Below are 20,010 nucleotides of genomic sequence, written 5' to 3'. Positions count from 1 at the left end.
CCGGAATCCGGTCTCAGACATTCGTGATTAGCAGAGGAGCAGGCTCAGCCAGCTCGCGCCGCCGCCGCAGTGACGGCTGGCGGTGCTACGGGGGCCGCCGCCCGGGGTCTCGTTCTCCATGCCCTGCAGGTCGAGAAGAGCCATTTTCTTAGACCTCCATGTGTGTTTTGCCGTTGTCCGCGAGATGCGCTGCCGGTCGTGACGCGGCGAGGAACGGCAGGGGAGCCGTTTCGCCGATCGCCGCCCCGACCGCCAGCAGCACGCCGGCGGTACCGGTGGCCAGATCCATGGACAGGCGCAGCAACCGCTCGCCGGGAAAGGCCGTGTGGCCCTTGTACGGCATCGCGTGCCAGCCCATGGCACCCAGTTGGGCGTCGAGCACTGTCCCGTCCGGGCCGCTCGCGTCCGGGTGCGCCGCCAAGTAGGCCAGCACCCCCGCACGACCGGTGAGCAGTCCGGACTGGATATAGAAAGGTGAGCGAGCGGCCCGGTCAAGGGCCGCGAGCCCTTTCTCCACATCTCCGCCGGGGCGGTGACGCAGGTATTCCCGCAGGACCCAGGCGATGCCCACGCTGCCCCGGTCGAGGTATGGCATGGTGCGCCACCCCTCATTGACCTGAAGCGATCCATCGCTCTGCACTGTGCATCTGCGCAGGTCCTGCCGCAGGGCGACGTCGGCCAGGTCGAGGAGGCCGGTGTCGCCTGTGCGCTCATAGAGGCGGATGAAGAGGAGCGCCGGCCCGCTGGAGCCGTTCATGAGCCCGGCGTGCAGTCCTCCTTCTCCGCTGATCGTGGGTACGTCGTCGGGGCCGCCGAGCCGGGAGGCGACCACATCGGCCGCCTTCAGCGCGGAGGTGAGCAGGTCGTTCTCGCCGGTGCGGTCGGCGAGGTGGGCGAGGTTGAGCCCGATGCCGGCGAGGCCGCCGAACAGGTCGGAGCCGAGGGTCTCCCAGCGTTCGCGCGACACGATCTCGACGAGTTCCAGCGCCTCGTCGGGCCGGCCGAGTTCGGCCAGCGCGTAGGCCACACCGTGGAGGCCCTCGTAGAAGCCGAGACGGTTCCCCTCCGCGGGGTTGAGCGCCCGCCGCACGAGCCATTCCTCGTGGTCGGGGAACCGCCCGGCACCGGTGGCGTTCAGGGCATAGAGCACACCGGCGGCGCCGAAGGCCAGATTCAATCCTCCGGTAGAGAACTGCCCGATATCGCCGGGGAAGAGACGGTCGTCGCGTTCCGGGGTAGCCGAGGCGAGGATCGCCTCGGTCATCGTGTCGCGTATTGCGGGCCACCGTGCTGGGCCCGGCTCCGCGGCGACCCATGCCGCCCGCCGGGGTTCCGCCGGAGGCGAGATGGCCTCGACGGCCTCCCGCAGGAAGCCCGCGGGGAGTGAGAAGTGGGTTCGGACCGCCTCGGCCAGTTCGGCGGCCTTGCCCCGCTCCAGCATGAACAGCTCGGTCAGCGGGAGGAAGAGCGCCAGGCGTAAGCAGGCCAGCGCGTAGTTGTCGATGTCCACACCGGTGAAGCCGGCGGGGGCCGCGAAGCCGGGGTTGGCGAGGCCCATACGGCCGGCTTCGCCGATCGGCGTGGCCATTTCGAAGTCGATGAGCGTGACGCCGCCGTCGGGGCGGACGATGATGTTGCTGAGGTGGACGTCGCCGAAGACGAGGCCGCGTTCGTGGATGAGGCGGACGGCCTGTTCCACCTTGGCGCAGATGCCCGTCGCCCAGGGGACGTACTCCGCCTTCTCCCGCTCGGAGTGCTGCCCGCCGAGCGGGTAGCGCTCGGTGAAGATCCTGTTGAGCGGCTGCCCCTCGACGAACTCCATGGCGAGGAACCTGTGCTCGCCCACGTCGAAGGTCGCAAAGAGCCTCGGCACCACGTCGAGGCCGCTTAGTCGTTCGAGCACCTCACGTTCGCGTTCCAGCCGGGCGACCGCGTCCTGCCCCATGTAGTCCAGCCCGGCGTACGGCCTGGCCTCCTTGAGCACGACCTTCTCCCCCGAGCGCCGGTCGACGGCCAGGTAGACGCCGCCGCCGTTGGAGAAGTGCAGGACCTTCTCGATCGTGTAGGGGAGGTCGGCCATGGTCGTCGCCGCGCGAGCGGCCAGGTGCGGCTGCAGGAACCCCGGCGGCGTCACCCACGAGGGCATCTTGAACACCGGGTCGCGGCGGTCGGGCACCAGCGTGCCGTCGGGGGCTGCGATGGCGGGTTCGATCGTTCCCTGCGGCGAGACGCAGTAGCGCTCGCTGAACGCGCCGTATCTCACATAGAGCGGTCCTGCGCCGATGCGCAGATCGCTCAAGATGTACGGCCCAGCCGTGTCGGGCAAAAGCTCGGAAAGGTCGGCGAGGATTTTCTCCAGCGCCGCATCATCGGTGGGATAAATCGTGACGAGCTTCCCACTCGACCCGCGATCCGCATATTTCGCATTTCGCATGTGGAGGAGGTGCCGGCCGCGCAAGAACTTGAACGTGACATTCTCTCGCGTGCAGTAGTCCCAGACCAAGTCCAGGACCCCGTCCGCATTGTCGAGACACGCGGACACGTGCACCTTCCAGCCCTGCTCGGGAAGCACTTGGTCCAGGCAGCGCACGACCACCCAGTCGTCCTTCTCGGAGCGGGCCCAGCCGTCCGGGACCTCACGCCCGGCGGCGCCGAAGGCCAGGCTCCTGGCCGGCCCCTCCCCGGGAGCGTCCCGTTCCGGTCGCGCCATCGGGGAGTCATAGAAGAGCGGGTCGACGAGGCAGTAAAGTTCGTAACGCTTATCCACCGAATTTCGCCTCCTTCCGCTCGTGTCCTAAATCATCAGGATTCGTCGGGCTAGCTGCATTCGAGAATGTCAGGCCACCCCCACCATCGCCAGTGACCTTCTCCATGAATGGGACATGAAAGGCTTCCAGCCCCAACCATTTAATCTGTCACGTATTCCACGTGTGATCTGCGTCGTCCCCCATTCTTGAGCAATCCCATAAAACCTACTAAAAATACATGTTTTCCCTCATTGCGGCGCTCATTGGGAGAGCACGAATGACGTTGTGGAGTGTTCTGCCACCCCAGGCGGGGATGTGGAACGTGACTCAACCAACCCGGCACGCTCCCACACTCCGGCACGAACGGTCCGATGCACGTCGCCAGTGCCGGCGTCAGGTTCCAGGCGTGTGAGATCGCCGGCCTAGCCGTTCTGAAAACTTGAACAGGGGCTGGGGAGCCTCAGGGCCGCCAGATGAGCACGAGTGCGCAGTCGTCGTTGTGACCCGAGGACATGGCGTTCACCAATGCTCTCGCTCCCCCGGCGAACCCCGAAGGCAGCAGCCGCTCCGCCTCGCCCAGCAGCTTGTCGAGGCCCGCGTCGATGTCCCGCCCGGGCTGTTCGATCAGCCCGTCGGTGTAGAGGAGCAGGGCGTCCCCTTTGTGCAGCACGCCCCGGTCCGGCTCGCAGTGCAGATCGGGCACTACGCCGAGCACCACGCCCTTGGCCGTCGCCACCTGCCACCCGCCGCTGCCCGCGTCGAACTTCACCACCGGCGGATGCCCGGCCGAGGTGATCACATACTCCCCCGACGCGAGGTTCAGCCGCAGGTGGACGGCCGTGACGAAGCCCTCCCCCTCCCGCTGCCTGTGCAGGTAGGTGTTGCAGGCGGGCAGGAAGTCGTCGACCGAGCCGAGCAGGCCGCCGAAGGTGCCTGACAGCAGAAGCGCTCTGGTGCCGGCGTCTACCCCTTTGCCCGACACGTCGACCACCGCCACCTCGACCTGGTCGCCCTCGCGCATCGACACGACGAAGTCACCGCCGAAGGACGAACCGCCCGCCTGCTTGAGCACGACCTTGTGCCCCCACTCCTTGGGGAGCGCGGGCAACTCGCTCTGGTTGCGCAGCCGATCGCGTAGTTCGAGCAGCATGGCGTCGCCCCGCAGGCCCTGCATGCCGAGCTGGCCCCGGGTGCGGGACATCATTACGGCGAGCACCGACGTGAAGAGCACGGTGGCGAGCATCCCCGGCCCGACCTCGCCGACGCCGCGCTCGACGGCGATGTAGGCGAGCGAGGCGAACTCGGCGCACAGCAGTTTGCTGAGGCTGCGCAGGCGCAGCTGCAAGCCGCCGACCAGGGTGAGCGGGACCAGCAGGGACGGCGAGGCCCACTGCATCGACACCTTGGCGGCGAGGACACCGATCAGCAAGGTGAGAGCGATGAGTGTGATCAGCAGGTTTCGGTCGCGGGCCAGCGGTCCCCTCCGTAAGAAACGCACGATGCGCACCAAGAACGGCACTCGCACCAAGAACGCACGGAGCCGCGGAGGGAGGAGCGGCACCGGACGGGAACTCATGATGCGCCTGACTGTATCGGTCTATCCCCTGTCTGGGCAGCCCACTTGACCAACGCCTTGATCATTAAACAGGGATATTGGGTGGCCAGACCCCTTTGCCCCCTCATACGGTAAAGCAAATGAGCTATCCGATCCGCCCCATGACCCCGTCCGACTGGCCGGCTTTCCTCGAGGTCCTCATGGACGCGTACAACACGTACTCGTCTCCGGAGAGGAACGAACGCTTCAAGCGATTGTTTGACTTCGAACGCACGCTCGCCGCTTTCGACGGCGAGACTTTGATCGGCGGCACGGGAACCTTCGAGTTCGACATGGCCGTACCCGGCGGCACCACCGCCGTGGCGGGCGTCACCGCTGTCGGCGTGCTCAGCTCACACCGCAGGCGCGGCGTGCTCTCGTCGCTCATGCGGCGCCAGCTGACCGATCTGGCCGAACGCGGAGAGGCCGTCGCGGCCCTCTACGCCTCGGAATCCTCGATCTACGGCAGGTATGGCTACGGTCTGGCAGCCGAGGGGGTCGCCTTCACCATCGACAGGCGTGACACCGCCTTCTCCCCCCACGCGCCGTCCGACCCCGCGCTCCGGCTCCGCATCGTGAACCCCGACGGGGCCAGGAACGTGTTCGAGAAGGTCTTCGAGGCGGTGCGTGTCACGCGCCCCGGCATGTACGCCAGAAGCACGCCCCGCTGGGACGGTGTCCTCGCCGACGACGAGCAGGCCCGGCACGGCATGGGCCCGCTGCGGGGCCTTGTGGCCGAGGACGACACGGGCCCCCGGGGCTACGCCCTGTTCCGCGCCAAGGAGGGGTTCTCCGTACATGACATCTTCGAAGGCGAACTCCACCTCTACGACCTGCACGCGACCGACCCCGCCGCTTATGCCGCCGTGTGGCGCGGCGTGCTCGACCGCGACCTGATCGCGACGTTCAAGGTCCCCACCCGTCCCGCCGACGACCCGATCCGGCTCCTGTTCAACGACCCGCGCCGCCTGCGGGCGGTCGCCGTCGACGACCTGTGGATCAGGTTGGCGGACGTGCGCCGCGCGCTCACGGAACGCGCCTACGCCGCCCCCGTGGACGTCGCGATCGGCATCGACGACCCGGTGTGCCCCTGGAACACCGGCACCTGGCGGCTGTCGGCCGACACCACCGGCGCCACCTGCGAGCCGACCCGCGCCCCCGCCGACGTCACACTGCCCGTGAACGCCCTCGGCGCGGCCTACCTCGGCGGCACGTCCCTGCACGCCTGGAACGCGACCGGAGCCGCCGCGGAGACCCGGGAAGGCGCCCTGCGCGCCCTGTCGACGGCGATGTCGTGGGACGTCAAGCCCTGGGCGGGTCTGATCTTCTGACCTCGCCGGAAACGATCCACCCGGCGCCCCCGCTCCCCGAAGGGGCCGGAGCGCCGGATTGAGGGCCCCGGCGCGTCCTGCCGACCTCCACTCCAGCGGTACGGCGAAGCCAGGGTGACGTCACCCCCGCGCCGTGCCCGCCGCGGCCGGACCCTGAGGTCACAGGTCTTGGACGACCTTGGACAACACGCCCGGCGTGCCGTCTTCTTGCCCGGCGACCTGGGGCTTCCGCGGGGATCCGGGTTAAGGTCCATGTATGGCACTGCAGAATCTGCAGATCACCGCGATCACCGCGATGCGGGCGCGCGACGTCTCGCGCCCGACGCGACATCATCACGAGGCCGCCGACCGCCGCCCTCTCCGCGACGAGAGCGGCCGGCGCGACCAGCGCCCCCAGCGGGCCACGTCCACCACTCCGTCCAAAACGGTGTCCACGCCGTCCACGGCCGGGCCGGGGGCACCTCCCGGGGCACTGGACACCCCGGCGACGGCGCCTGCGCGGACATCCCCGGCCGCGAGGACCAGGACCCGCTAGAAACCTTCATAAGCATCTGCCCCGGCGGATCACGCCTCCGGGGGTTCCGGCGCGCACTGAAGGACGCGGGGTGGGCCCCGAAGGCGGTACCGGATTCCGGCACGTCCCGAAGGACGCGGGGTGCGACGCCGGATGGACAACCGTGACCCCGGGCACGCTCCGGGCTTCGCCGTACCCGGAGGACGTGGCGCCTCAAGGCCCGGTGTGCTCCGCAGTACCCGGGCGCCCCGCTTCGCCTGGGCGAAGGGCGCCATGCCGAGTGCGGGCCGGGAAAAGGTGGTGCCGCCGCCCCCCGAGGGGGTGTGCGGCGGCACGGTCGGTTGTGGTGGGATTGCGGTGGGTCAGGGCAGCGGCGGAAGCTGGCCGATCGTCTCGTAGGTCGCGAGCTGGGCGATGCGCCTGCTGTGCCGCTCGGCTCCCGTATAGGCGGTCGAGAGGAAGATCTCCACGAAACGGGTGGCGTCCTCCTCGGGGTGCATCCTGGCGCCCAGGCTGACGACGTTGGCGTCGTTGTGCTCACGGGCCAGCCGTGCGGTGTCGTCGCTCCAGGCCAGGGCGGCGCGGATGCCGCGCACCTTGTTGGCGGCGATCTGCTCGCCGTTGCCCGAGCCGCCCAGCACGATGCCCAGGCTGCCCTCGTCCCCGGCCACCGCCTCGGCCGCGCGCAGCACGAAGGCCGGATAGTCGTCCTGCTCGTCGTAGACGAAGGGACCGCAGTCGGTCACCTCATGGCCGTGGTCCTTCAACCACGTGACCAGGTGGTTCTTCAGCTCATAGCCGGCATGGTCGGCACCGATGTAAACACGCACGACGCCAAGTCTCCCAGGAAGCAGTGAACCGGCGGACCACCGACCCGGCTAGAGTGAAGGCCGCAGCAGCCCCTGTGTGAGCCCCCTGGAGAGAGCAGTCAATGCGTGACATCCGAGTGATCGGTGACCCGGTTCTTCGCACCCCGGCCGATCCCGTGGTCGACTTCGACCGGGAGTTGCGCCGGTTGATCGACGACATGTTCGAGGCGATGTATGCCGTGCGGGGTGTCGGTCTGGCCGGGCCCCAGGTCGGCGTGTCGCGGCGGCTGTTCGTCTACGACGCCAGCAACCGCAAGGGGCACGTCATCAACCCTGAGCTGACGATCGACGACCCGGAGGAGGTCCTCGACGAGGAGGGGTGCCTGTCGGTGCCCGGCAAGGACACCGGCACGCCGCTTTACGCGACGACGCCGCGGGCGGCCGGGGTGACGGTGACGGGGTTCGACCGGCTCGGGCGGCCGGTGCGGATCAAGGCGCGTGGCATGCTGGCGCGCTGCTTCCAGCACGAGACCGACCACCTCAACGGCATGCTTTACGTCGACCGGCTGGCCAAGGACGCCGCGCGCAAGGTCCTCCTCCAGGCGAAATAGCGCCGCACCGGCCAGGTGAGCAGGGAGCCCCCTCCGGTGAGGAGCAGGGCCGACATCACCCATTCGCTTGACCCCTCGGGGCCGTAGACGTGGCCGTCGCGCCCGGTGTCGAAGGCGCGGGTCACCGCCCCGGGGGTGAGTGTGCCGCGGCCGCTGCCGTACAACGCGACGTTCCGGCGGGGTGTGCCGCCGCGCGCGGGGCGGAAGTCGCCCTGCCAGGTGCATTGTTCGTGGCCGGGGTGGGTCACGCAGGTGAGGCGGCGGGCGGTGAAGACGCCCCAGACGCCGTCGGCTCTGGCGGCGGCGACCGCGGGGCCGACGCTTTGTGCGCCGAGGTAGACGAGCAGCAGCCCGGCGGCGGCCGTGGTGAGGTCGAAGGCGGAGAGCGGCTTCCTGCGCATGTGAGGTCCTTTTGGAGCCTACTTCGGGGGCAAGGGTTCGCTTACGCCGCGTTTATTGCTCTCTACGCAGGGTGACCTCCTTTTCCAGCAGACGTTTCCGGCAAAGGTCCGGTAGCGGCGATGCGAGGGGGCACACGATGGCGACCCACTCCGCCGGATTACCCGGCATGAACGGCCTCAACACCACCTATCACCGGGCGGCGCTCACCGTCTTCATGGTGATCGTCGTGGCTCATCTGGCCGAGCATCTCGCGCAGGCGGTGCAGCTCTACGCGCTGGGCTGGCCGCTCGCCGACGCGCGCGGGGTGCTCGGGCTGCCGGTGCCGTGGCTGGTGACGTCCGAGTGGATGCATTACGCCTACGCGCTGATCACGCTGGTCGGGCTGACCGTGCTGCGGCCGGGGTTCACCGGCCGGGCGCGCACATGGTGGACGGTGTCACTCGGCATCCAGATCTGGCACCACGTAGAGCATGTCCTGCTGCTGGGGCAGGCGATCAGCGGGAGCAATCTGCTCGAGCGGCCCGTGCCCACGACGCTCGTGCAGTTGCTGGTGCCGCGGGCCGAGTTGCACCTGTTCTACAACACGATCGTGTTCGTCCCGATGGTTGTGGCCGTGCTGCTGCACCGGCACCCCGCCGAGGCCGAGCGGGCCGCCGCGCGCTGCTCGTGCGCGGGCGCTCCCGGCCGGCCTCTCGGCGGCGCGGGCTAGAACTGGAGCGACTGCACCTCGAGGTATTCCTCGAAGCCGTAGCGCCCGAGCTCTCGGCCCACACCCGACTGCTTGAAGCCGCCGAAGGGGGCCAGCGGGTTGTGGGCTCCGCCGTTCACCGAGACCTGCCCGGTGCGCAGCCGCCGCCCGACGGCGGCGGCGCGGTCGCGGTCCGCGGCCCAGACCGCCCCGGCCAGGCCGTAGGGTGTGCCGTTGGCGATCTTGATCGCTTCGTCCTCGCTGGTGTAGGGGATGACGCACAACACCGGGCCGAAGATCTCCTCCTGCTCGATGACCATGCCCGGCTCCACCCCGGCGAACACCGTCGGCTCGACGAAGTAGCCGCGCGGCAGCGGCCGCTCGGTGCCGCCGCACACCAGGCGCGCGCCTTCCTCCTGGCCCCGGTTGATGTAGTGCACCACGCGGTCGCGCTGCGTCTTGGAGATCAGCGGACCGAGCCGGACGCCCTCGTCGAAGGGGCCGCCGACGGTGTAGCGCGAGGCGGCGGCGACGGCGAGGCGCACCGCCTCGTCGTAGCTGTCGCGGTGCACGATCATGCGCGACCAGGCCGAACAGGTCTGGCCCGAGTTGGTGAACGCGTGAGCCACCCCCACCTTCACCGCCGTGGGCATATCGGCATCAGGAAGGATGATGTTGGCGGACTTGCCGCCCAATTCAAGCGTGACTCGTTTGACGGTCTCGGCGGCCACTGCCCCGATGCGCCGTCCTGCCCTGGTGGAGCCGGTGAAGGAGATCATGTCGACGTCGGGGTGGGCGCAGAGGGCCTCGCCGACCACCTCGCCCCTGCCGCTCAGCAGGTTGAACACCCCGGGCGGCAGCCCGACCTCGTCGAAGATCCCGGCCAGCTCGTAAGCCGCGAGCGGCGCCACCTCGCTCGGCTTGAGCACGACCGTGCACCCTGCCGCCAGGGCCGGCGCGACCTTGCAGACGACCTGGTGCAGCGGGTAGTTCCACGGCGTGATCGCGCCCACCACACCGACCGGCTCCCTGAAGACACGGGAGTTGCCGATGCTCTCGGCCTCCCCGCTGTGACCTTCGGCCAGGCGGGCGTAGAACTCCAGGATCTCGGCAGGCCCGAGTGTGTGGACCCTGAGTGCCTTGTCGTACGGCGCGCCGAGATCGGTGGCGATGACCCGGGCGACGTGCTCGGCCCGCTCGCGCAGCAGCCCCGCCGCGTGGGCGAGAAGCTTGGCCCGCTCGCCGGGGGCCGCGCCCGCCCACGCGGGGAAGGCGGCCCTGGCCGCGGCGACCGCCGCCTCCACGTCGTCGGGCGTGCCCGCGGGAACGCGGTCGAGGACCTCTTCGGTGGCCGGATCGACGACATCGACGCCCTCACCTGAAGTAGAAGGCGCCCATACTCCGTTCAGGTAAAGATGGCGCATTTTCCCATCCTTGCTCGTTGAGCTGTCATGTGTGTCGGGCGAGACGCACATCACATGCCGTAGCTCAATCTCCGGTGAATTCCTGAACGAACCCTTCTCCACCATCCCACCGGCCGCTCGTGGGGCGGCCGGTGGACGGCAAAGGTTCGAATGTCGCCCGCACGTCCTCTTCGGGCCTGAGCCTACGGGCAGGGACTCCGGTGAGTGTTCGACCCACCGGATTCATCAGCGAGTCGTTATGGCATGCGCCAATTCGGATGGATCAGTAATCGAATATCGGCCGTGAGATAGTGCGGGAACGCTTCAATTCGTAAAACCCTTCTGTGCCCGCCACGAGCAGCACCCCGTCCCAGAGGCGTCCGGCGTCCTCACCCTTCAGGCTGGAGGAGATGACCGGACCGAAGAACGCGGTGCCGCCGACCGAGATGATCGGGGTGCCGACCTCCTGTCCGACCAGACCGATGCCCTTGTTGTGGGAGACGCGGACGGCCTGGTCGAACTCCTCCGACCACTGTGCTTTCGCCAGGTCGGGATCGAGGTCCAGGGACGCGAGGGAGTCGACGATCATGTCGTCGAGCCGCTCACGCCACTCGTCCCACTTCTCCGGCGGCTGCTGCGGATGCAGTCTGGTGCCCAGTGCCACGTAAAGGGGGTCCAGGATCTGCTCGCCGTACTTGTCCGCCGCCGCGGCGAACACCCGGACGGAGCGGATCGTGGACTTGATCCCCTCGCGATACTCGTCCGGAATGTCCTTATCCTCATTGAGCACAGTGAGGCTCATGAGGTGCCAGCGCACCGAGATGGGCCGGACCTTCTGCACCTCACGCACCCACCGCGAGGTCTGCCACGCCCACGGACACGCGGGGTCGAACCAGAAGTCGACCTGCGTAGTCTCGCTCATTACCAGCTCCCTGGCGTCGTCAGCAACATTGCAGACGTAAACAACCATCCCGAGAGATGGGCCTATTCCAAGGCACGCATCACCTGTGCGGCGTGGCAGGATTCAAGAATCCCCTCGGCGACGGAGCGGGGGACGCACGTTTCATGAGGAGCACATGTGGCAGGCAATCTGACCCGCGACGAGGCCCGCGAGCGGGCCCGGCTGCTGAAGGTCGATTCTTATGTGGTCGAGCTGGACCTGACAGAGGGTGAGGAGCGGTTCGAAAGCATCACCACCGTACGTTTCACCAGCGCCCAGGCGGGGGCTTCGACGTTCATCGACCTCGCGGGCGCCCATGTCAGGCGTGCCACCCTCAACGGGGTCGCGCTCGACATCGACGACTACGACCTTGAGCGAGGCAGGCTCCCCGTGCCCGGCCTGGCCGAGGACAACGTGCTGCGCGTCGACGCCGACTGCACCTACATGCGCACAGGTGAGGGCCTCCACCGGTTTGTCGACCCGGTCGACCAGAAGGTCTACCTCCACACGCAGTTCGAGACGGCCGACGCCCACCGGATGTTCGCCTGCTTCGACCAGCCCGACCTCAAGGCGACCTTCGAGTTCAGCGTGCTCGCCCCCGCGGACTGGGAGGTCGTGTCAAACTCCGCGGCGGACGAGAACGAGCTGCTGGACGAGCACCGCGGCAGGCACGGCACGCTGCAGGCCGCCCGCCGCTGGCACTTCCCCACGACCAAGGTCATGTCGACCTACATCACGGCTCTCGTGGCCGGGCCGTACCACAAGGTGACCTCCGAACACGACGGCATCCCGCTCGGCATCTACTGCCGGGCCTCCCTGGCCGAGCACCTCGACGCGGACAACATCTTCGAGGTCACCCGGCAGGGCTTCGACTTCTTCCACCGGGTGTTCGACTTCCGCTACCCGTTCGGGAAATACGACCAGCTCTTCGTGCCCGAGTTCAACGCGGGCGCGATGGAGAACGCCGGGTGCGTGACCTTCGTCGAGGACTACATCTTCCGCTCCCGCGTCACCGACGCCGCGGTGGAGCGCCGCGCCGAGACGATCCTGCACGAGATGGCGCACATGTGGTTCGGCGACCTCGTGACCATGCGCTGGTGGGACGACCTGTGGCTGAACGAGTCGTTCGCGACCTACACCTCGGTGCTCGCGCTCGCCGAGGCCACCCGGTGGGGCCAGGGCTCGTGGACCACGTTCGCCAACTCGGAGAAGGCCTGGGCCTACCGCCAGGACCAGCTCCCCTCCACCCACCCGATCGCCGCCGACATGGTCGACATGGAGGCCGTGGCGGTCAACTTCGACGGCATCACCTACGCCAAGGGCGCCTCGGTCCTCAAGCAGCTCGTGGCCTATGTCGGCCTCGACAACTTCCTCGCCGGCGTGCGCGACTACTTCAAGGAGCACGCGTGGGGCAACACCACGCTGGCCGACCTGCTGTCCGCCCTTGAGCGCACCTCCGGCCGCGACCTGTCCTCGTGGTCCAAGGAGTGGCTGGAGACCTCCTGGGTCAACACCCTCCGCCCGTCCTTCGACCTCGACGGCGAGGGCAGGTTCACGAGGTTCGAGGTGCTTCAGGAGGCCCCGGCCGACTACCCGACGCTTCGCACCCACCGCCTGGCCGTCGGCCTCTACTCCGTGGTGGACGGCGTGCTCACCCGCACCCGCCGCGTCGAGCTCGACATCTCCGGCGCGCGTACGGCTGTCGCCGACCTGGTCGGCGAGGCCCAGCCGGACCTCGTGCTCATCAACGACGACGACCTGACCTACGCCAAGATCCGCCTGGACGAGCGCTCCCTGGCGACCCTCGTCAACGGCGGCATCGCGAAGTTCGGCGAGTCGCTGCCGCGTGCCCTGTGCTGGGCCGCCGCGTGGGACATGACCCGCGACGCCGAGATGGCCGCCCGCGACTACATCAAGCTGGTGATCGCGAACATCCACTCGGTCGCCGACATCTCGGTGGTGCAGACCGTGCTGCGGCAGGTCAAGCTGACCGCCCAGCAGTTCGCCGCCCCCTCCTACCAGGCGGAAGGCCAGGCCGAGCTGGCCGCGGCGCTGCACAGGCTGATCGCCGGCGCCGAGCCCGGCTCCGACCACCAGCTCGCCTACGTCAATGCGCTGGCCGGTGTCGCCGTCTCCGCCGGCGACCTGGCCTACGTCAAGGGCGTTCTCGACGGCTCCGCCGTGCCCGCCGGCCTCGTCGTGGACGCCGACCTGCGCTGGACCCTCACGCACGCCCTGGTGACCGGCGGCATCTACGGCCAGGCCGAGATCGACGCCGAGCTGGCCCGCGACGCCACCGCCACCGGCGAAAGGTCGGCCGCCCGCTGCCGGGCCGCCGTCCCCACCGCCGAGGCCAAGGCCGCCGCCTGGGAGAAGATCATCGGTGGCGAGCTGAGCGGCGCGGTGCTGCGGTCGACCGTCGCCGGCTTCGCCGACCCGCACCACGTGGACCTGCTCCGGCCCTACCAGGAGAGGTTCTTCGCGGAGATCGGCCGGGTCTGGAAGACGTGGACGCCCGACACGGCCCAGACCTTCGCCGTGGCATGCTTCCCCGGCCTGCTCATCGAGCAGGAGGTCGTCGACCGCACCGAGCGCTACCTCGTGGCCCAGCAGCCGCCCCACGGCCTGCGCCGCCTGCTCCTCGAAGGCTCGGACGGCATCAGCCGCGCCCTGCGCGCCCAGGCCCGCGACGCGAGCGCCTAGCCCGCTAGAGAGACGTCGCCCGCCCCACCCCGTTCACCGGGGCGGGCGACCCATGTTTGCGGGACCGTGGCCCGAAACGCTCGTTGAACGGCGGGTGCGATAGACCGCGGCGGAACCGCGCGATCATGGCTGCGCCGCACGGTCTCCTGGTGAGCGGCACTGCACAGCCGGGGGGTGTCGTGCGCTGATTTCGGGCGTCGTCCGGATTCTCATTGTTGCCGCGCTGCCTCCCCATGCGGCATATACCGGCACGGAACACGTCCTTCACCGTGTTCACCGCAATGGATGTGCGCGGCCCTCCAGGCCGGTCCGGGAGACATGCTGGGGCCTGGCCTCTGGAGCACTAACCGGCCGGCGGTCACTTCCTGGCGGTGCCTATGGGGACGGCGGGACGGCCGGGGCTCTCGGTGAATATGACGGTCAGGATGGGGCGGTTGGTGGTGGCCTCGGCGGAGGCGAAGCGCTTCCAGGCGAGTCTGTCGGTCTCGTCGGTGGCCTTGAGCACAACGGCGCCCTTGGTCTTCCGCTGGTCGGCCCACGACTGCACGAGATCTCGCAGATCAACCGAGACCCACCCGTCGGCGCACCTGTCGGACCACCCCCTGGTCTCGGTGGAGACGGCCGCCTGCTTGAGCGGCGCGGGACCCGGCCATCGGGCGGCGGCGGTGACGATCGCGGGGGTCGCGGTCATCGGTTCGGCGGACCAGACCTCCCAGGCCCGTGGCGTGCACGACCACGAGTGCTGGCTCCACAACTTGAGCGTGGCCGACAGGATCCTCTTGCCGGCGAGGGCGCCGGTCTCCCATGTCAGGAAGGACCTCGCCACGCGGTCGCCGTTGAACCCCACCTTGAGGTGCTGCGCGCGGGACTGGTCGCGCCGGGCGCCCTGGAGGATGTAGCCGTCGTGGGAGGGGCGCAGTTCGACGCTCACCGAGGTGTCGCCGGTGAGGGCGGACACAGGGCCGGCGGACAGCGGAGCGCCGCCCAGAGCGGCGGCGAGGACGATGGGTGCGGCGAGTCTCATCGCACGAGGTTAGGTACGGCGCAGCCCGCCTGACCGGATGCCACGCGCCGGCGTTGCCGGGCCTTGGCCGACCCTTAAGCGGAGCCTGCCGCCCCGGCTTGGCCGTACCTTGGACCGGCCGTTTCCCCGGCTCTCTCCTCCCCTCGTCTAGCGTGTGTTCGTCCGTTTGGGGGAGTCGGCCCGGTAGGGCACCGTGAGATCGTGGTCAAATGGACTCGGCTGCACAATTGCTCATCGAACTTGCCAGGCGTTATGCGTTTGCGGATCTTGGAGCTTTGGCACCGCGGGTGCTGCCCGACGCGGAGCAGATTGCCGACGTGTGCGAGTTCGGGCAGCGGTTACTATCACTGGACGCCGAGGACTTCGCCGCCGAGGCACGGTCGGTGCCCGTGCCGCTCAAGCGCAGAGCCCGCGCGTGCCATATGCCGCAGACGCCGCGTGAGCAGCCGAGGGGCGCACTGGCCTCGCTGCGGCCGGCCTACTCGCTGCTGCTTGAGGTCATCGCCGTCAGGTGGCACCGCCGCGACTTGAGCCCGATGATCGCCGCCGTGCACATCGCAAGCGAATACCTGCCGCTGCTCGCCTTCGAGCCCTCCTTCGGGCACGCGGGCGACCCGGCGCGGTGGCCTGCGGGGTTGAGCGCCGAGGGCAGCCGCTTCGGGGTCATCGGCGAGCGTGAGTGCGATCACACCAAGGCCGAGCAGTCGGCGACGAACCGCACGCTCCGCGTCTCGGCCGAGCCGCCGGAGGGGTGGCGGGCCTACTTCGACCGGCAGCACAGCCAGGTCGCCGGCGCCCTCGCCACGTGTGTCGCCGCCTGCCGCAAGCCGTGCGCGGCCATGGATTGGATCGCTCCCGCCGAGCGCGAAGACCTCTCCGTCCGCGCCCGCACCGCCCTCACCTTCGCCGACACGCCGCTGGTGCGGCTGCGCCACGCCGCGCCGGTGGGCCACGGGTTCGGCGTGCCCTCCGCCGAGGAGGTGCTGGACGCCTGGACCCGCAGCCGCAGCACGCTCAACAAGAACCCCGTGGGCGCCGCCGCCGCGGCCGAGGACGGCTTTCCTCTGCCGGGGCTGCCCAGCCTGATCTCCGCCGTGGCCGGGGTGAGGGTCGAACCCTCGACCCTCCTGGCCGACGTGAGCGCCCATCTGATCGGCCTGATCACCCCGGCGCTTGCGGAGACGAAGGTGAAGAACTTCCGGATGCCCGCCTGATCGACCCGGCGAGGATCAAGAGCTCGCGGCCGCCCGCCCGATCATCACATGGCCGGGCGGCGGTCGCCCCAGAAGCCGCCGACGGCTGCCTCGATCTGGGCCGAGAGCGAGATCAGCGTGCCCTCGCCGCCGAACCGCCCGGCTGGCATGACTCCGAGGGGCAGCCCCTCCTCGGTCCAGTGCAGTGGCAGGTTGACGGAGGGCTGGCCGCCGACGTTGTAGACGGCGGGGAAGGCGGCGAAGCGCTTCATCCGCTCGAACGTCTCCTCGGGGCCGCCACTGTCGACGAACCACCCGACCGGCCGCGGCGGCTGGGTGAGGGTGGGGGTGGGCACCGCGTCGAACTCGTCGGCGACGAGCAGCGCCAGGCGGGTGGCGAACTGCCCCGGCGGGCGGCCAAGATTGCGGCTTCCGCCGTACGCACCTGATCGAGCGACGACGGTTACATAGGCACCCACGTCTTCGTTCAGGCGATCGATGCGCTCAAGGTAGTGCTGGGTGATCTCAACGGGAGATCACCCCCGCGTACGGCAAGAGCCTGGTCAAGAGCGGTGAGATCATGTATTGATGCCATGCGGGGCACAGTAGGAGCATGACCGGGACATAATCTAGGGACCTACATGCATACCCAGTCAACGGCAAGACGATGCGGGTCAACACGGCCACAAAAGTATGAACTATCCAACACTAGGCACACGTAGGGGCGTCGGCTACGGTGAGTCACGTGGATTCCGGTCAAGAGCCTGACGACGGTAACACTACGTCACCAATTTGGGTCAGCGATCGGCCTGACGACGATCGGCCGGCGAACCGACCTGAAGCGCAAGCGTCGGCGTATGCACCCGTCGAACGCGCATCTCTCGCGGCCCTGATCCAAGAGCCGCGCTATCGCCATCTGCGGCGGCGTGCTCTCATCTCCGTCCTCGCAGGGATCGTGGTGGGCATTCTGCTCGCCGACTGGAGATTCGGCGTCACCGGCGCGGTCATCGCCGCCATCGCCGACGCCTCCTATCGAGCGCGCTCGATCTCCTCCGTGCCCGCGTGGAGACGCGCGTCGATGGCGGAACGGCGAACCGAGGCACAGCTCAAGAAGCTGGAGCGCAGCGGCTACCACACCATCCACGCCCGCGCGATCCCCGGCAGCGAGGCCCAGATCGACCACCTGGTGGTCGGCCCCACGGGCATCTACGCCGTCGACTCGGAAAACTGGGACAAGCGCCTGCCGGTGCGGGTTCAGTCGCACCGCAAGCTGTTCCACGGGCCGTTCAACCAGAAGCCCCGTCTCGACGAGGCCCGCTGGGAGGCCGCGCAGGCCAGCGAGCTGATCAGCAAGTCGCTCGGCCGCGAGGTGGTCGTGGTGCCCTCGCTCGCGATTTACGGTCCTGCCATCCCGTGGAAGGTCCTCAACGTGCGCGAGGTCGACGTCTTCGACGGCAGCCGCGTGCGCAAGTGGATCACCAAGCGGGAGCGCTCGCTGACCGACGCCGAGATCGACGCGATCTACGAGACGGCAGGTCAGGTGCTGCCGCCCCGCTACGGCGAAGGCTGATCCCAGGTCGCGGCCGGTCCCTTCGCGACCGGTCCCTTCGCGGCCGCGGATCGCGGCTTGAGTGAGCCGCGATCGAACCCGGGCCGCTATCGAACCGTGTCGTGATCCAGTTCGGCCCCTGACAGCCAGGCCCCAAAAGGGGGTCCGCTGGCTGTCCGTAATCGTGCCCTCAGGGCCGAACCCATGCGGAAGGTCACCTTCCGCATCTCGCAGCCTGCCCGCCCGGCATCTGCCCCGCCGGGCGGGCAACCGCGTTCTCCGCTCTCCGGAAGCGTCGCCGGTCCGGGAAGGTACGGTGGAACCACGCGCTCGGCCCCGGCGCCACGCCCAGTCCCGATCCGTGGGCGGACGTCTCATTCAGCGGGCGATAGCCGTACCATTTGCAGACGCGCACGAGCGATTGCCAGCCCGGCCGACTCCTCGCCGCCGGCCAGGCCGACCATCGGCTGCCGCGGCCTACCGATGGGCCGCGGGGCGGGCTGGGACAAGCTCGGTCATCCGGATGGGAGACGTCCATGCCCGCCCTCAGGTCTCGAACGGTCACTCACGGCAGGAACATGGCCGGTGCCCGGGCCCTGCTCCGGGCGACGGGCGTAGCCGGAAGCGACTTCGGCAAGCCGATCGTCGCCGTGGCCAACAGCTTCACGCAGTTCGTGCCCGGCCACGTGCATCTGCGCGAGGTCGGCGACGTGGTGGCCGCCGCCGTCCGCGAAGCGGGCGCGATCCCCCGCGAGTTCAACACCATCGCCGTCGACGACGGCATCGCGATGGGTCACAGCGGCATGCTCTACTCGCTGCCCTCTCGCGAGCTGATCGCCGACGCGGTCGAATACATGGTGCAGGCACACTGCGCCGACGCGCTCATCTGCGTGTCCAACTGCGACAAGATCACACCGGGCATGCTGCTGGCCGCGATGCGGCTCAACATCCCCACCGTGTTCGTGTCCGGCGGCCCCATGGAGGCCGGCAAGACCGCCGGGGGCAAGCTCGACCTCATCGATCCCATGATCGCCGCGGCCGACGACTCGGTGTCCGACGCCGAGCTGCTGGAGATGGAGGAGAGCGCCTGCCCCACCTGCGGCTCCTGCTCCGGCATGTTCACCGCCAACTCGATGAACTGCCTCGTCGAGGCCATCGGCCTCGGCCTGCCCGGCAACGGCACCACCCTCGCCACCCACCAGGCCCGCAAGGCGCTCTTCGAGCGGGCCGGACACGCCGTGGTCGAGATCGCCAAGCGCTACTACGAGCAGGACGACACCTCGGTGTTGCCGCTTTCCATCGCCACCCGCGAGGCGTTCGAGAACGCCATGGCCCTCGACGTGGCCATGGGCGGCTCCACCAACACGATCCTCCACCTGCTCGCGGCCGCCCGCGAGGCGCGGGTCGACTTCGGCCTCAAGGAGATCAACGAGATCTCGCTGCGGGTGCCCTGCCTCTGCAAGGTCGCCCCCGCCACCGCGAAATATCACGTCGAGGACGTGCACCGCGCCGGCGGAATCCCCGCCATCCTCGGCGAGCTCGACCGCGCCGGGCTGCTCCACCGCGACGTGCCGACCATCCACTCCGCCACGCTCGCGGACTACATCGCGAAGTGGGACCCGAAGTCGCCCGAGGTGACCGAGGAGGCCATGGCCCTGTGGCATGCCGCGCCCGGCAACGTGCGCACCGTGAAGGCATATTCGCAGAACGCGCAGTGGGAGACACTCGACCTCGACCGCGAGGAAGGCTGCGTGCGCGACCTTGAGCACGCCTACACCCGCGACGGGGGGCTCGCCGTCCTTTACGGCAACCTCTCCCTCGACGGCGCCGTGGTCAAGACCGCCGGCGTCGACGAGTCGATCTGGCGTTTCTCCGGTCCCGCGGTGGTCTTCGAGTCGCAGGACGACGCCGTGGACGGCATCCTCAACGGCCGCGTCAAGGCGGGCGACGTCGTGATCGTGCGCTACGAGGGCCCGAAGGGCGGGCCCGGCATGCAGGAGATGCTCTACCCGACCAGCTTCCTCAAGGGCAAGGGGCTCGGCAAGGCCTGCGCCCTGATCACCGACGGCCGCTTCTCCGGCGGCACCTCCGGCCTGTCCATCGGCCACGCCTCCCCCGAGGCCGCCGAAGGCGGCGTCATCGCCCTCGTGGAGGACGGCGACCTCATCGAGATCGACATCCCCGGCCGCAGCATGGAGCTCCGCGTGCCCGAGGCCGAGCTGGCCGCCCGCCGCGAGCGCCTCCTCGCCGACCTCGGCGGCTACCGCCCCCGCGACCGCCACCGCCCGGTCAGCGCCGCCCTCCAGGTCTACGCCGCCTTCACCACCTCCGCCTCCACGGGCGCCTCCCGCGACCTTTCGCAGGTCGTCAAGCAGGCATAGGCATCCCGACTCCCCCAGGGCCACCGGCCATCCCGGCGGCCCTGGGGCTCCCCTTTCTCCTTGCGTTTTCGGGCCACCAGGGGAGTCCGAGGGGCTTCCGGCCACGTCCTCACGCCTGTGT

17 protein-coding genes are annotated in these 20,010 nt (G+C 69.1%); 8 read left to right on the top strand and 9 right to left on the bottom strand.

Going from position 1 to position 20,010, the window contains the following annotated elements:
* Positions 1–27: 27 nt before the first annotated feature.
* The 3 genes from Ssi02_RS09410 to Ssi02_RS09400 all read right to left on the bottom strand — a co-directional run bounded on the left by Ssi02_RS09410 (position 28) and on the right by Ssi02_RS09400 (position 4,323).
* Positions 28–144: a SapB/AmfS family lanthipeptide gene (locus Ssi02_RS09410; protein ID WP_204023710.1), complete on the bottom strand. Its 117-nt coding sequence runs from the start codon at positions 142–144 to the stop codon at positions 28–30.
* Positions 145–148: 4 nt separating this feature from the next.
* On the bottom strand, positions 149–2,767 hold the full coding sequence (gene lanKC, locus Ssi02_RS09405) for a class III lanthionine synthetase LanKC (protein ID WP_204023706.1): 2,619 nt from the start codon (positions 2,765–2,767) through the stop codon (positions 149–151).
* A 440-nt stretch (positions 2,768–3,207) separates the two neighbouring features.
* Positions 3,208–4,323, bottom strand: a complete 1,116-nt coding sequence (locus tag Ssi02_RS09400) for a PP2C family protein-serine/threonine phosphatase (protein WP_204023700.1) — start codon at positions 4,321–4,323, stop codon at positions 3,208–3,210.
* A gap of 119 nt (positions 4,324–4,442) precedes the next feature.
* Between Ssi02_RS09400 and Ssi02_RS09395 the strand changes: the two genes are divergently transcribed.
* On the top strand, positions 4,443–5,672 hold the full coding sequence (locus Ssi02_RS09395; protein ID WP_204023697.1) for a GNAT family N-acetyltransferase: 1,230 nt from the start codon (positions 4,443–4,445) through the stop codon (positions 5,670–5,672).
* A gap of 256 nt (positions 5,673–5,928) precedes the next feature.
* Positions 5,929–6,207, top strand: coding sequence for a hypothetical protein (locus Ssi02_RS09390; RefSeq protein WP_204023694.1), 279 nt, complete (start codon positions 5,929–5,931; stop codon positions 6,205–6,207).
* Between the two features lie 341 nt (positions 6,208–6,548).
* Here Ssi02_RS09390 and Ssi02_RS09385 read toward each other — a convergent pair whose 3' ends face one another.
* On the bottom strand, positions 6,549–7,016 hold the full coding sequence (locus Ssi02_RS09385) for a ribose-5-phosphate isomerase (RefSeq protein WP_204023691.1): 468 nt from the start codon (positions 7,014–7,016) through the stop codon (positions 6,549–6,551).
* A gap of 101 nt (positions 7,017–7,117) precedes the next feature.
* Between Ssi02_RS09385 and def the strand changes: the two genes are divergently transcribed.
* Complete coding sequence (gene def, locus Ssi02_RS09380) at positions 7,118–7,606, top strand: peptide deformylase (RefSeq protein ID WP_204023681.1); 489 nt, start codon at positions 7,118–7,120, stop codon at positions 7,604–7,606.
* On the opposite strand, the gene Ssi02_RS09375 is transcribed toward def, so the two are convergent.
* A complete protein-coding gene (locus Ssi02_RS09375) occupies positions 7,549–8,007 on the bottom strand; it encodes a hypothetical protein (protein ID WP_204023674.1) in 459 nt (152 codons plus the stop codon). The genes def and Ssi02_RS09375 overlap by 58 nt on opposite strands.
* Before the next feature lie 137 nt (positions 8,008–8,144).
* Between Ssi02_RS09375 and Ssi02_RS09370 the strand changes: the two genes are divergently transcribed.
* Positions 8,145–8,717, top strand: coding sequence for a hypothetical protein (locus Ssi02_RS09370; protein WP_204023671.1), 573 nt, complete (start codon positions 8,145–8,147; stop codon positions 8,715–8,717).
* On the opposite strand, the gene Ssi02_RS09365 is transcribed toward Ssi02_RS09370, so the two are convergent.
* Positions 8,714–10,120: an aldehyde dehydrogenase family protein gene (locus Ssi02_RS09365; protein WP_204023668.1), complete on the bottom strand. Its 1,407-nt coding sequence runs from the start codon at positions 10,118–10,120 to the stop codon at positions 8,714–8,716. The two genes, Ssi02_RS09370 and Ssi02_RS09365, sit on opposite strands and share 4 nt — an antisense overlap.
* 262 nt (positions 10,121–10,382) lie before the next feature.
* Positions 10,383–11,021, bottom strand: a complete 639-nt coding sequence (locus Ssi02_RS09360; protein ID WP_204023665.1) for a mycothiol-dependent nitroreductase Rv2466c family protein — start codon at positions 11,019–11,021, stop codon at positions 10,383–10,385.
* A gap of 156 nt (positions 11,022–11,177) precedes the next feature.
* On the opposite strand from Ssi02_RS09360, the gene pepN reads away from it, so the two are divergent.
* Positions 11,178–13,742 (top strand): aminopeptidase N, encoded by a 2,565-nt coding sequence (pepN, locus tag Ssi02_RS09355; RefSeq protein WP_204023662.1) that lies wholly within the window; start codon positions 11,178–11,180, stop codon positions 13,740–13,742.
* Positions 13,743–14,100: 358 nt separating this feature from the next.
* Here the strand turns inward: pepN and Ssi02_RS09350 are convergent, their stop codons facing one another.
* Complete coding sequence (locus tag Ssi02_RS09350) at positions 14,101–14,766, bottom strand: DNRLRE domain-containing protein (RefSeq protein WP_204023654.1); 666 nt, start codon at positions 14,764–14,766, stop codon at positions 14,101–14,103.
* 209 nt (positions 14,767–14,975) lie between these two features.
* Here Ssi02_RS09350 and Ssi02_RS09345 point away from each other — a divergent pair, with 209 nt between their 5' ends.
* On the top strand, positions 14,976–15,980 hold the full coding sequence (locus Ssi02_RS09345; RefSeq protein ID WP_204023646.1) for a hypothetical protein: 1,005 nt from the start codon (positions 14,976–14,978) through the stop codon (positions 15,978–15,980).
* A gap of 44 nt (positions 15,981–16,024) precedes the next feature.
* Here the strand turns inward: Ssi02_RS09345 and Ssi02_RS09340 are convergent, their stop codons facing one another.
* Positions 16,025–16,438 (bottom strand): amidase family protein, encoded by a 414-nt coding sequence (locus Ssi02_RS09340; RefSeq protein ID WP_307825618.1) that lies wholly within the window; start codon positions 16,436–16,438, stop codon positions 16,025–16,027.
* A gap of 479 nt (positions 16,439–16,917) precedes the next feature.
* Here Ssi02_RS09340 and Ssi02_RS09335 point away from each other — a divergent pair, with 479 nt between their 5' ends.
* Together Ssi02_RS09335 and ilvD are read left to right on the top strand one after the other, a co-directional pair.
* Positions 16,918–17,529, top strand: a complete 612-nt coding sequence (locus Ssi02_RS09335; protein ID WP_239128745.1) for a nuclease-related domain-containing protein — start codon at positions 16,918–16,920, stop codon at positions 17,527–17,529.
* Between the two features lie 515 nt (positions 17,530–18,044).
* Positions 18,045–19,889, top strand: coding sequence for a dihydroxy-acid dehydratase (gene ilvD / locus Ssi02_RS09330; protein WP_204023642.1), 1,845 nt, complete (start codon positions 18,045–18,047; stop codon positions 19,887–19,889).
* The last annotated feature ends 121 nt before the right edge of the window (positions 19,890–20,010 follow it).

The organism is Sinosporangium siamense (assembly GCF_016863435.1).
Lineage (GTDB): Bacteria > Actinomycetota > Actinomycetes > Streptosporangiales > Streptosporangiaceae > Sinosporangium > Sinosporangium siamense.
The sequence above is the reverse complement of the archived record's forward strand: the minus strand, read 5'-3'. Positions and strand labels throughout refer to the sequence as shown.